Consider the following 12,954-nt stretch of genomic DNA (forward strand, 5'->3'; position numbering starts at 1 on the left):
GTGGAAAACCAGCCGAATTCTCTGTGGCAAAATTGCCTGTTGCAACTACAAGATAAAATTCCTACGGACGATTTCAAAATCTGGCTCTATCCGTTGCAAGCTGAGACTAGCGCAAGCAATATCTTACTTTATGCATCAAATGCTTTTGTGCAAAAATGGGTGATTGATAACTATCTTCCTTTAATTACTGACATTGCTCGTCAAACCAGTGCAAATCCTAATCTTAGCGTATCAGTTATTGAAGGCATTAAACCCACCGCACCAAAAGTAGAGAAACCTACGAAAAAACAAAGTGCGGTCGGTTTTTCGGAAGAAAAAAGCACAAATAAAACACCTTACCATTCCAATCTAAATACCAAATTAGTTTTCGAAAATTTCGTTGAGGGTAAATCCAACCAACTGGCGCGCGCTGTAGCGCAAAAGGTCGCAGATAATCCTGGTGAACAAACCGCTAATCCGCTCTTTTTATATGGCGGTACAGGCTTAGGTAAAACCCACTTATTGCATGCTATCGGCAACGGTATTATTGCCAACAATCCGGAGGCGCGCGTGGTGTATATTCATTCTGAGCGCTTCGTTCAACAGGTTGTGGCTTATATTCGCGATAACAAAATGGAAGAATTTAAAAAGTTCTACCGCTCTTTAGATGCATTGTTAGTGGATGATATTCAATTTTTCAGCGACAAAGAAAAAACTCAAGAGGAATTTTTCCATATTTTCAATACTTTATTTGAACGTGGACGCCAAATCATTCTCACGTCCGACCGCTATCCACGCGAAATTGAAAAAATTGAAGAACGTCTAAAATCGCGCTTTGGTTGGGGGCTCACGACAGCTATTGAGCCGCCGGATCTTGAAACCCGTGTCGCCATTTTAATGAAAAAAGCGGAAGAAAATAACGTGGATTTACCTCATGATGTGGCGTTTTTCATCGGTCAAAAATTACGCACCAATGTACGTGAATTAGAAGGCGCCTTAAACCGAGTGAAAGCCATGCAGGAGTTTAAAGGCGAACCGATCACCATTGATTTTGTGCGTGAAACGTTAAAAGACATGTTGGCATTACAAGATAAACTGGTGACCGTAGACAATATTCAAAAAGTAGTCGCTGAATATTACCGCATTAAAGTATCCGATTTAAAATCCAAAAATCGCTCTCGCTCAGTGGCTCGCCCACGCCAAGTGGCAATGGCGCTGGCAAAAGAATTAACCAACCGCAGCCTACCGGAAATTGGCAAATCCTTCGGCGACCGCGATCACACCACTGTTTTACACGCCTGTCGTACGATTGCCGGTTTCCGCGACACCGATCCGAATATTCAAGAAGATTGGGCTAACTTAATCCGAACTTTATCCGTATAGGAGTCACCAGATGCAATTTATTATTTCCCGAGAAAATTTATTGAAGCCGTTGCAACAAGTGTGTGGCGTATTAAATAGCCGTCCGAATATTCCGGTGTTAAATAACGTTTTATTGCAAATTGAGAATAATCAATTAAGCATTACCGGTACGGATTTAGAAGTGGAACTTTCAACCCAAACGCCATTACTTCATGCGGAACAAGACGGCAAATTTACAATTCCGGCAAAAAAATTCTTAGATATTTGCCGTAGTTTGCCAGACAATGCGGAAATTACCGTTACATTTGAGGAAGATCGCGCTATTGTCCGCTCTGATCGCAGTAAATTTAATTTATCCACCTTACCGGCAGAAGACTATCCAAATCTCACAGATTGGCAATCAGAAGTGGATTTCACCCTTGAGCAAGCGACACTACGCCGTTTAATTGAAGCCACTCAATTCTCCATGGCAAATCAAGACGCGCGCTATTTCTTAAATGGTATGAAATTTGAAACGGAAGGTAATTTATTACGCACCGTCGCAACCGATGGCCACCGTTTAGCGGTTTGTACTATTCCATTAGAACAAGATTTACAGACTCATTCAGTGATTTTACCGCGTAAAGGTGTGTTAGAACTGGCACGTTTGTTGGAGCCAAGCGAGCAACCGGCGCGTTTGCAAATCGGCACAAATAACCTACGTATTCAATTAAACAATATTACATTCACATCAAAACTCATTGACGGTCGTTTCCCTGATTATCGTCGTGTGTTGCCACGCAACGCGACCCGCATCGTTGAGGCCGGTTGGGAAACCTTAAAACAAGCCTTTGTACGCGCAGCGATTTTATCTAACGAACGTTTCCGTAGCGTACGCTTACAACTCAGTGAAAACCAACTTAAAATCACCGCAACCAACCCGGAACAAGAGGTGGCCGAGGAAATCATTGATGTGTCTTACAGCGGAGAAGAAATGGAAGTGGGCTTTAACGTCAGCTATATTCTCGACGTTTTGAATGCATTGAAATGCAACCAAGTGCGTATGCGCTTAACCGATGCCTCTTCCAGCTGCTTAATTGAAGATTGTGAAGACGCCAGCGCAGAATATGTGATTATGCCGATGCGCTTATAATGTATGGCGATTTCACGTTTAACCGTTGAAAATTTTCGTAATTTACAAGCCGTGGATCTGGAATTGGATCACGGCTTTAACTTTTTGGTCGGCAACAACGGCAGTGGCAAAACCAGCTTACTGGAAGCCATTTTCTATTTAGGCCACGGGCGCTCTTTTAAAAGTGCGGTCAGTAATCGGATTATTTCTTACGATCAACCGCACTTTACCCTCTTCGGGCAAATTCAAGAACAGCAACATCAATGGTCGGTAGGTTTACAAAAGCTACGTCAAGGCAACACGCTCGTGAAAATCAACGGCGAAGACGGCAATAAAATTTCCGACCTCGCACACCTGTTACCCATGCAAATTATTACGCCGGAAGGTTTAAATTTACTCAATGGCGGCCCAAGCTATCGTCGCGCCTTTCTGGATTGGGGCTTATTCCATCATCACGTGAGTTTTTATACTCTGTGGGCGAGTTTAAGTCGTTTACTCAAACAACGAAATGCCGCCTTACAGCAAGTTTCCAGTTATCAACAAATGAAAATTTGGGATGTGGAATTGGTAAAACTTGCCGAGCAGGTAAGTCTGCTCAGAGCCGAATATGCGCAAGCCCTACAACCTGAAATTGAACAAACCTGCCGTTTATTCCTACCGGAACTAGACATTAGTGTGAGCTTTCATCAAGGCTGGGAAAAAGAACAAAACTATGCCGAATTATTGGCGCGTAATTTTGAACGAGATCGTGCATTAGGCTATACGGTTTCCGGTCCGCAAAAAGCTGATTTTCGCTTTAAAGCCAATGGATTGCCGGTGGAAGATATTTTATCGCGCGGTCAGTTGAAATTATTAATGTGCGCATTACGTTTGGCTCAAGGTGAACATTTGATGCAACAAAAACAGCGCCATTGTATTTTCCTTATTGACGACTTTGCCTCTGAGCTAGATCAAACTAAGCGTAGTCTTCTTGCCCAACGCTTACAAAACAGTGGCTCCCAAGTTTTTGTCACCGCCATTACACAAAACCAGCTCAAAGAAATGCAACCGAAAAAGCACCGCACTTTTAAGATCGAGTCAGGCAAAATTGAATTGTTATAAAAGAAATTAGCCTCCAGTTTGGGAGGCTAATCTCAAGAGAGTAGATCACTTCTGACTACAAACTGCAATAAAATGCAATTTACGTTCAGGGTCATTAAAAGTGCTAAACATTTTCTTAAACTGCTCACGATTTTCTGCTTTAAAAGCATTTTTTATGATTTTTAATGTACCTAACACGCCTTCGTCATAAATCATGCCTCTTGGCGACAACAGTGTCATCTCACCGGAAAAAGTTTCGATATTACGAAAACCACTGTCTAAAAACACTTGTTTCCAACCGTCTTTGGTTAATGGCGTGACCGTCACATTGATGGCATTACGCATATTTTCCAAAATGGTTTTATGGTCATCCCCCACTAACATCACATCATGAGTCAGCAAAAAGCCACCCGGTTTCAATACGCGAAAATATTCAGCAACCGCCTTCATTTTAGCCTCAACAGGCAGCATGGTGAGCATGGCCTCATTAATCACAATATCAAACGTATTGTCTTCAAAAGGTAATTTCATCGCATTGGCGCGTTGCACATGAATTTTGTCCTGCAAGTTATTCGCTGCAATATTGGCCTTGGCTTTTTCCAATGCATTCTCATCTAAATCAACACCTTCAATCCGGCAGCCATATTGCTTCACCAATCCAATGGCGGTGGTACACATATTACAGGCCACTTCGAGGACTTTTTTATCTTTATTAAAATCACCGCTTGCAATCAACCAATCGGTGGCTTTACGACCGCCCGGGCGCAAACGGGTTTTACCTAAACGTGCCAAAAAATTATGACCGACTTCTTCTTTAGCCATCTGATTTCTCCCAAATAAAATAGCAATGATGCCTATTATAAATAAATCTCATTTCGATTAAAGAAAAAAGATAAAAAATTCAAATGTCGTTGATAGTCAATAACATTCTAAAAATGCTCGATTTATGCCTTATTTTAGTTAGAATATAAAAGATTTTTAACATAAAAGGAGTAAACCAATGAAATTTAAAACTCTCTTAGCCGTAAGTATCAGCACAATCTGTGCTGCAAGCATGGCGAACGCCCATGAACACAAACACGATCATATGGCGCCTGCCGGTGCTTCTATTGAAGTAAAAGTACAACAACTTGACCCGGTTAACGGTAATAAAGATGTGGGTACTGTTACCATTACCGAATCCAACTACGGTTTGGTCTTTACACCAAACTTAAACGGATTAGAAGCAGGCTTACATGGCTTCCATATTCACCAAAACCCAAGCTGTGACCCGAAAGAAAAAGACGGTAAATTAACTGCCGGGCTTGCCGCTGGCGGTCACTGGGATCCGAAAGACACTAAAAAACACGGTTTCCCATGGCAAGATGATGCGCACTTAGGCGATTTACCGGCATTAACCGTATTACATGATGGCACAGCGACTAACCCTGTTCTTGCACCACGTATCAAACACCTTGATGACGTTCGTGGTCATTCTATCATGATCCACGTGGGTGGCGACAACCACTCTGACCACCCTGCTCCACTTGGTGGTGGCGGTGCACGTATGGCCTGCGGTGTAATCAAATAATTAATAATGAAAACAAAAAGGCTGACAAATGTCAGCCTTTCTTTTTATAAAAGTGCGGTTAAAAAATCCGATATTTCTCGCTAATCAAATCTATTTACCCTTATCCTCTCTTGTTTTAGAATAAGCACCCTTTGAATCTCGTTATAAAATGAAGGAAAGTAAACTATGGAAGAATCTCAACAACTAGAAAAACTCCCCCAAGTGGTCACCGGAATATTAAAAATCGTTTTAAGCTCTGCGTTAATTGCGTTAGCCTTTGTACTTATTATCGCCCTCGTCAAAATTACGTATTCTTTGGCAATGATGGTCTTAAATACCTCAACCATTGTGCCTTATAACGTTGCTGAACAAGCGGTCATGTTTTTCCTCTATTTCGGTTTTATCGGTCTTATCGTGCAATATTTCAAAAGCGGTTACCATTTCCCTCTGCGTTATTTTATTTACGCCGGTATCACTGCCATGTTGCGTTTAATCATCGTAAATCACGAAAGTTCGGTAGATACCCTTCTCTTCGCCTGCGCCATTTTAATTATGGTAATCGCGTTATGCTTAGTCCTCTATTCCAATAAATTAAGAAATATCTAAAATAAAAGTGCGGTCAAAAAACAATTTAATTTTCTACCGCACTTTAAAGATAAAAAGGTGAGCCCGTTGCTCACCTTTTTTCATTATTCTTCCATATAACCCAAACTTCGCAAGGCGCGTTCATCATCCGCCCAGCCGGATTTCACTTTCACCCAAAGTTCCAAATGGACTTTATTATCAAATAAACGCTCCATGTCTAAACGGGCTTCGGTACCGATTTTTTTCAATTTTTCGCCTTTGTGACCGATAACGATTTTTTTCTGTCCGTCACGCTCAACCAAAATTAAGGCATTGATTTCATAAGTTCCGCGCTCATTCACCTTAAATTGCTCAATTTCTACGGTGACGGAATAAGGTAATTCTTCTCCCATAAAGCGCATTAATTTTTCACGAATAATTTCCGATGCCATGAAACGTTGAGAACGATCGGTCACATAATCTTCCGGGAAATGATGCCCCCCCGGGCGTAAAGACTTACGCACGATGTTCTCAATCACCTCTAAATTATTCCCTTTTTCAGCAGAAATCGGCACGATATCGGTAAACGTAAATTTACTGCTGATTTCCGTAATAAACGGCAATAAATCGTCTTTATTTTTAATGTTATCGATTTTATTAATCGCAAGCACAACCGGCACTTTCGTTTTACGCAGTTTATTCAGCACCATTTCATCGTCATCATTCCAATGAGTGCCATCCACCACAAAAATGACTAAATCCACATCGGTGATCGCACTGCTGGCTGCACGGTTCATTAAGCGGTTGATGGCCCGTTTTTCCTCAATGTGTAGCCCCGGGGTATCTACGTAAATTTCTTGATACGGGCCTTCGGTTTTAATGCCCACAATACGATGACGGGTCGTTTGCGCTTTGCGCGACGTGATAGAAATTTTTTGTCCGAGAATTTTATTCAGTAAGGTGGATTTCCCTACGTTCGGACGACCTACAATGGCAATAAAGCCACAATACGTTTCAAGTTGTTCTGTCATTTGATATTTAACTCTTGAAGAATTTGTTCTGCCGCAGCTTGTTCCGCTTTACGACGGCTGGAACCTTTACCGATAAAAGTGCGGTCGTTATCTGAAATGGAACATTCCACGATAAATAATTGGTTATGGGCTTCCCCTTGAATACTCACCACATTGTAAGTGGGTAATGGCTGGCGATTACCCTGTAAATATTCCTGTAAACGGGTTTTGGCATCTTTTTGATTGTCGCCCGGTTTAATATTTTCGAGGAGGGTTTGATACCAACGATTCACGATCTGTGTCGCATGAGTTAGGCTACTATCCAGTGAAATAGCCCCGATAATCGCTTCAACACAATCCGCCAAAATAGATTCACGGCGAAAACCACCACTTTTTAATTCGCCTTGCCCAAGGGATAAATAATCCCCCAGTTGAAAATCGCGGGCAAGAATGGCTAAGGTCGGCTCACGCACCAAGGTCGCACGCATACGGCTCAACTCGCCCTCATTGCATTTGGGGAACAGGTGAAACAAGGCTTCCGCGATGGTTAAATTCAAAATGGCATCGCCTAGAAACTCTAAGCGTTCATTGTGATTATGTCCCGCACTACGATGAGTCAGTGCTTGCTTAAGCAAGGCGACATCTTGGAAATGATAGTCAATCTTTCGTTGTAAACGATCTAAGTTATCTTCTCGCATATTATTGAATTTTCTGGAACAAGCGCTCGGTGCGAACGCCGGTTGGCCATTCATCCTGTTCTTTCTTTAAACTCAGCCAAATATAGGTTGCTTTACCCACAATATTTTGTGATGGCACAAATCCCCAGAAACGGCTGTCTTCGCTGTTGTTACGATTGTCACCCATAACAAAATAGTGGTCTTCCGGCACAACCCATTCCGTCACATAATTTTCTTGTTTACTAAAGGCTTTATAACGATACCCTTCGTTAATCGGCTGTGGATACCAGTGAATGGCGTGCGCCACATCGCCCGTTTCAACGGTTTCTAACGGCGCCGGGCCATATTGTACTTTGCCACTGTGATCTCGCCCTAAAATGAAACGGAAATTCTCATTAGGTTCAGGTTGGGTATAGCTGAATTCTTTGATATCGCAATCTGCCAAACACTCTTTACCGTCTTTAGCGTAAACCAGGGTTAAATGACGATTGGCTTCATTATAAATCACACGATCGCCCGGCTTGCCGACAATGCGTTTTATATAGTCTGTGCTTGGTGATTCCGGTGCTTTGAACACAATCACATCACCACGTTGCGGCTCGCCCATTTTCACAAGGGTATTTTGGAAAATCGGATCTTTAATACCGTAATCAAATTTGTTCACCACGATGAAGTCGCCAATGCGTAACGTTGGCTCCATGGAAGAAGACGGAATTTGGAACGGCTCAAAAATAAACGAACGCACAATTAACACAAAAGCCAACACAGGAAACAGAGAAGCAACAAATTCGGAACTTTCGGAAATCGGTTCAATGTTGTTTTTTTCTTCATCACTGAGGCTTTTGCCACTGCGTTGCTCTAAGCGAGAGATTTGTCTGGCGCGCTTCGGCAACACCCCAAAACGTAAATAACACCAGACGGCACCTGAAAGTGCGGTGAAAATAATCAGTAAAATAGAAAACGTATTCGGCAACTGAAAATGATCCAACACTTTCCATAAACCGTATCCAATCGCGATTAAAATAATCGTAAATAAGTTCGACATTGCTACTTCCTTATTTATCTTTTCCTACATGTAAGATGGCTAAGAACGCTTCCTGCGGCACTTCCACGTTACCGAGCTGTTTCATCCGTTTCTTACCTTCTTTTTGTTTTTGCAATAATTTCTTCTTACGGCTGACGTCACCACCATAGCATTTTGCCAACACGTTTTTACGCAATTGTTTCACGGTGGAGCGGGCAATAATGTGGTTACCAATCGCAGCTTGAATCGCGATATCAAATTGTTGACGTGGAATGAGTTCACGCATTTTTTCTACCAATTCACGACCGCGATACGGTGCATTGTCTTTATGTACAATTAACGCTAACGCATCTACACGATCACCGTTAATCATAATATCCACGCGAACCATATCCGCTGCTTGGAAACGTTTGAAACCGTAATCTAAAGAAGCATAACCACGAGAAGTGGATTTGAGGCGGTCAAAGAAATCCAACACCACTTCGCCCATCGGAATTTCGTAAGTCAACGCCACTTGATTACCGTGGTACACCATGTGCGTTTGCACCCCACGTTTTTCCACACACAATGTAATCACGTTACCCAAATAGGCTTGTGGCAACAACATGTTACATTCCGCAATGGGTTCACGAATTTCAGCAATATTGTTTAACGGCGGCAGTTTTGACGGACTGTCCACATAGACTACCTCACCATTGGTTAATTCCACTTCATAGACCACGGTTGGTGCCGTCGTGATTAAATCTAAATCGTACTCACGCTCTAAACGTTCTTGAATAATCTCCATGTGCAACAGCCCAAGGAAACCACAGCGGAAACCGAAGCCAAGTGCGGTGGAATTTTCCGGTTCATAGAACAAGGAGGCGTCATTTAAACTTAATTTACCAAGCGCATCACGGAATGCTTCATAATCATCAGAGCTGACCGGGAATAAGCCGGCGTAAACCTGCGGTTTAACTTTCTTAAAGCCCGGTAAAACGGAACTTGCCGGATTATTGTGTAGCGTTAAGGTATCTCCTACCGGTGCGCCTAAAATATCTTTAATGGCACAAACGACCCAACCAACTTCACCGCAATTTAATACAGTGGTATCCACTTGTTTCGGCGTAAAAATCCCCAAACGATCGACGTTATATGATTGGCCGGTGGACATCACTTTGATTTTGTCGCCTTTGCGTAACGTGCCGTTTTTAATACGAACCAAAGACACCACGCCCAAATAATTATCAAACCACGAGTCAATAATCAATGCCTGTAATGGCGCATTTGGGTCACCTTCCGGTGCCGGAATTTTGGCAACAATTTCTTCTAATACGTCTTCAATGCCCACGCCCGTTTTAGCCGAACAACGCACGGCTTCCATGGCATCAATTCCCACAATATCTTCAATTTCTTCCGCAACACGTTCAGGATCGGCCGCCGGCAAGTCAATTTTGTTTAAAATCGGCACCACTTCCAAGTTCATTTCGATAGCGGTGTAACAGTTTGCCAACGTTTGTGCTTCTACACCTTGTCCGGCATCGACTACCAATAATGCCCCTTCACAAGCCGCAAGAGAGCGAGATACTTCATAAGAAAAGTCAACGTGTCCCGGTGTGTCGATAAAATTCAGTTGATAGGTTTCGCCATCTTTGGCTTTGTAGTTCAGCGTTACGCTTTGTGCCTTGATGGTAATCCCGCGTTCGCGCTCCAAATCCATAGAATCGAGCACTTGCTCTTCCATTTCACGATCTGAAAGTCCCCCACAGGTTTGAATTAAACGATCAGATAAGGTGGATTTACCGTGGTCAATATGGGCAATAATAGAAAAGTTGCGAATATTCTTCATAAATCAGTCAGTTTTCTCATTCAAAAGTCATTAAATTTAACTGGCGGATTGTACCCGAAAAGCGTGGAAATCGCTAGAAAAGAAAAGGGAAGTGCGGTCAGTAATTCAAACAACATTTGATCGTTATGCGGTATTGGCGGCAAGATGATATACACCACACCATACATCGCTTTCTCGCTTAATTTTGGGGAAGCAAATAAACGCTTGCTTTCCGCCGGAAATTGCGTGATTTTCGGAAAAAATTTTGCCAAATTCGGGGGGATATTCCGTGAGCTGCGTTAAAACCGTCTTTCGTCCAGCAATTCTTCCAACTCGGTGATCGTGCGAGTTACCACTTGCAAAGACGTCGCCAAACGCTGCACAGTCTCACGAAAATTGAAGGTTTCGCAGGCGACGCAAAAAGAGCGCAGAGTATCCGGTTCATTTATATTATTCCTTTTTTCAGAATAGTTTATTCGCATTTTATGCATTTTAACTCATGATAGTCAGCGTATAATACAAGTAAATCATCAAAGAGCGGTTAGAATTAACGAGCTCTGGGAAAAACTCGGCAACGGTGAAATCGGCAAACCGATTATTCATCAAGTATTTGATTTTAAAGACGTAGCAAAAGCCCATATAGAAATGGACAAAGGCACGCATATTGGGAAAGTGATGTTGGATTTCACTTTGCTCAATCAATAAGGAGAAACACCATGAAACTTTCTATTCTCAATCTTGCCCCTGTTCGTGAAGGACAAACTTATTTGCAAGCGGTCGATTCGATGGTGAATCTTGCAAAACACGCGGAGCGCATTGGCATTGAACGCTATTGGATTGCTGAGCATCATAATATGAAAAATTTGGTGAGTTCAGCGACCGCACTTTTAATTCAGCATACGCTAGCCAATACGAAGACCTTGCGCGTGGGCTCAGGTGGCGTGATGTTACCGAATCATTCGCCTTATGTGGTGGCTGAGCAATATGGCACACTGGAGACGCTTTATCCAAACCGTGTTGAACTCGGTTTAGGCCGTGCACCAGGAACGGATATGCAAACGGCTGCAGCACTTCGTCGTGGACGAAACAGTCTGGATTTCCCTGCGGAAATCGCGGAACTTCGAGGTTACTTTAAAGATAGCAATCCTGTTTCAGCTTACCCTTCCGCAGGCTTGGATATACCGTTTTATATTTTAGGATCCAGCACCGAAAGTGCCTATCTTGCGGCAGAGCTTGGCTTGCCTTATGCCTTTGCTTCACACTTTGCACCACGCATGATGGAAATGGCTGTGGAGATTTATCGCAAAAACTTCAAACCCTCTACCTATCTTACTGAGCCTTATGTCATCTTAGGTGTGAACGCGATTGTTGCCGAAACCGATAATGAAGCGAGACAACTGGCGACAACACAAACACTATTTTTCTTAAATGTGGTCACTAACGTGCAACAAAATTTACAACCGCCTTTGGCATCAGAGGAAGATGTTTGGAAAGCTCAAATGCACGCTCAAAAGAAACCGCACTTTGGTCCAGTCGATTTCGAGGAAATCCCGATTTACAACCAAGAACGTGCCGTAGTAGAACAAATGACCGCTTGTTCGCTTATTGGTAGTCCTGAAAGCGTAGAATTTCAACTCAAGCAATTACGCGAACGGGTGCATTTTGATGAAATTATGGCAGTGAGCTATATTTTTGATGAGCAAAAACAAGCCCAATCTTACACGATGTTGAAAGCGATTGTGGATAAGCAATCGTGAAACAAAAATGGCGAGATTATCTCGCCATTTTTTATGTCTGAACTATTTTTGCTAACAAGATCTCTTTCAGCCTGTTATACACCCATATCACCCGCTCGGCAACAATCGTTTGATATGGTCGGTATAAATAAAGCTGCCATTTTTGCTTTTCAATTTCGGGGAAGAGTTCCACCAATCGACCATTTTCTAAATAGGGATCACAAACACTGTTGATAAGATAAGAACAAGTGCGACCAGCGAGAGCTGATTGCAATTCGCTTTGCACGTCAGAGGCGAAGAATATCGCTCTGTTGGGCATAAAACGTTGTTCAGCGTTGATTTGCCATTGCCAAATACGTTTCAGTTTGGGGTCAATCAAACCACTCAGTGGATAATTTTGGGCTAAATCTTGTAAATCTTTAGGGAAATCCAATCGCTTGAGTAAGGCGGGCGAGGCGACAATTTTTTCCGAAAAAGTGCAGATATGCTGCGCCACCCAATCCAACTCAGGTTCTTGGCAAATTCGCAAGCCAATGTCAATTTGGTCATCTACACTTTTGAGCTTATCAATGCCCACCCGCCAATCAATCGCAATGTCGGGGTAGGGCTCAAGTGCGGTCAATAATTCAAACAGAATTTCATCGTTGTAAGGCATCGGCGGCAGGGTAATCCGAACTACACCTTGCATTGCTTTTTCTTTTACATTGTTTTTAGCAAATAGCTGTTCGCCTTTCGCCAAATATTGCGTCGCTTTCGGTAAAAATTGCTCGCCAAATTCGGTGAGTTTGATGTTTCGAGTGTTACGCTTGAACAGGCTTTCGCCTAATAACGTTTCGAGATCGGCAATCATTCTCGTGACTACTTGGGGCGAAACGGCAAGGCGTTGAGCGGTTTCACGGAAATTAAGGGTTTCCGCAGCGGAGCAAAAATAACGAAGAGCTTCTAATTTATTCATCATTATTCCTTTTTTCAGAATAGTTTATTCTTATTCTATTAATTTTCAAATTGAAAGACTAGGATATAATGCCTCCATTACAACAAACAATCTTTTTTAA

The 12,954-nt window shown here is 42.6% G+C and carries 14 protein-coding genes; 7 read left to right on the forward strand and 7 right to left on the reverse strand.

All coding sequences use genetic code 11. From position 1 onward, the window contains the following. The 3 genes from dnaA to recF are packed head-to-tail and all read left to right on the forward strand — an operon-like array spanning nt 1 to nt 3,553. The gene (dnaA, locus tag DQN58_RS00005; protein WP_006719175.1) at nt 1–1,362 is read left to right on the forward strand and encodes a chromosomal replication initiator protein DnaA; all 1,362 of its coding nucleotides are present in this window, start codon (nt 1–3) and stop codon (nt 1,360–1,362) included. Between the two features lie 10 nt (nt 1,363–1,372). Continuing rightward, the gene (gene dnaN / locus DQN58_RS00010) at nt 1,373–2,473 is read left to right on the forward strand and encodes a DNA polymerase III subunit beta (protein ID WP_006719176.1); all 1,101 of its coding nucleotides are present in this window, start codon (nt 1,373–1,375) and stop codon (nt 2,471–2,473) included. Between the two features lie 3 nt (nt 2,474–2,476). Beyond that, entirely contained in the window at nt 2,477–3,553 is a 1,077-nt protein-coding gene (gene recF / locus DQN58_RS00015) for a DNA replication/repair protein RecF (RefSeq protein ID WP_006719177.1), read from the forward strand. A gap of 45 nt (nt 3,554–3,598) precedes the next feature. On the opposite strand, the gene DQN58_RS00020 is transcribed toward recF, so the two are convergent. Next, the gene (locus DQN58_RS00020; protein ID WP_006719178.1) at nt 3,599–4,354 is read right to left on the reverse strand and encodes a class I SAM-dependent methyltransferase; all 756 of its coding nucleotides are present in this window, start codon (nt 4,352–4,354) and stop codon (nt 3,599–3,601) included. 178 nt (nt 4,355–4,532) lie between these two features. On the opposite strand from DQN58_RS00020, the gene sodC reads away from it, so the two are divergent. After that, nucleotides 4,533–5,102, forward strand: a complete 570-nt coding sequence (gene sodC / locus DQN58_RS00025) for a superoxide dismutase family protein (RefSeq protein ID WP_006719179.1) — start codon at nt 4,533–4,535, stop codon at nt 5,100–5,102. Between the two features lie 165 nt (nt 5,103–5,267). Then, nucleotides 5,268–5,687 (forward strand): phosphate-starvation-inducible protein PsiE, encoded by a 420-nt coding sequence (psiE, locus tag DQN58_RS00030; RefSeq protein ID WP_006719180.1) that lies wholly within the window; start codon nt 5,268–5,270, stop codon nt 5,685–5,687. A gap of 83 nt (nt 5,688–5,770) precedes the next feature. Here psiE and era read toward each other — a convergent pair whose 3' ends face one another. The 5 genes from era to DQN58_RS00055 are packed head-to-tail and all read right to left on the reverse strand — an operon-like array spanning nt 5,771 to nt 10,435. After that, nucleotides 5,771–6,676, reverse strand: coding sequence for a GTPase Era (era, locus tag DQN58_RS00035; RefSeq protein ID WP_006719181.1), 906 nt, complete (start codon nt 6,674–6,676; stop codon nt 5,771–5,773). After that, nucleotides 6,673–7,353, reverse strand: a complete 681-nt coding sequence (rnc, locus tag DQN58_RS00040) for a ribonuclease III (RefSeq protein WP_006719182.1) — start codon at nt 7,351–7,353, stop codon at nt 6,673–6,675. Before rnc ends, era begins: the two co-directional genes overlap by 4 nt. Nucleotide 7,354: 1 nt before the next feature. Beyond that, nucleotides 7,355–8,377, reverse strand: a complete 1,023-nt coding sequence (gene lepB, locus DQN58_RS00045) for a signal peptidase I (protein ID WP_006719184.1) — start codon at nt 8,375–8,377, stop codon at nt 7,355–7,357. A 10-nt stretch (nt 8,378–8,387) separates the two neighbouring features. Continuing rightward, nucleotides 8,388–10,184 (reverse strand): translation elongation factor 4, encoded by a 1,797-nt coding sequence (gene lepA / locus DQN58_RS00050; RefSeq protein WP_006719185.1) that lies wholly within the window; start codon nt 10,182–10,184, stop codon nt 8,388–8,390. Between the two features lie 20 nt (nt 10,185–10,204). Next, nucleotides 10,205–10,435: a hypothetical protein gene (locus DQN58_RS00055; protein WP_006719186.1), complete on the reverse strand. Its 231-nt coding sequence runs from the start codon at nt 10,433–10,435 to the stop codon at nt 10,205–10,207. A gap of 244 nt (nt 10,436–10,679) precedes the next feature. Here DQN58_RS00055 and DQN58_RS00060 point away from each other — a divergent pair, with 244 nt between their 5' ends. Both DQN58_RS00060 and DQN58_RS00065 read left to right on the forward strand, forming a co-directional pair. Beyond that, the gene (locus tag DQN58_RS00060) at nt 10,680–10,868 is read left to right on the forward strand and encodes a zinc-binding dehydrogenase (protein WP_255345154.1); all 189 of its coding nucleotides are present in this window, start codon (nt 10,680–10,682) and stop codon (nt 10,866–10,868) included. Between the two features lie 11 nt (nt 10,869–10,879). Beyond that, a complete protein-coding gene (locus DQN58_RS00065; RefSeq protein ID WP_006719187.1) occupies nt 10,880–11,920 on the forward strand; it encodes an LLM class flavin-dependent oxidoreductase in 1,041 nt (346 codons plus the stop codon). A gap of 31 nt (nt 11,921–11,951) precedes the next feature. Here DQN58_RS00065 and DQN58_RS00070 read toward each other — a convergent pair whose 3' ends face one another. Then, nucleotides 11,952–12,854 carry a LysR family transcriptional regulator gene (locus tag DQN58_RS00070; protein WP_050540572.1) on the reverse strand — a complete coding sequence of 301 codons (903 nt, stop codon included), beginning with the start codon at nt 12,852–12,854 and terminating at the stop codon, nt 11,952–11,954. Nucleotides 12,855–12,954: the final 100 nt, after the last annotated feature.

The sequence above is a fragment of the Aggregatibacter segnis ATCC 33393 genome, from assembly GCF_900476035.1.
GTDB lineage: Bacteria > Pseudomonadota > Gammaproteobacteria > Enterobacterales > Pasteurellaceae > Aggregatibacter > Aggregatibacter segnis.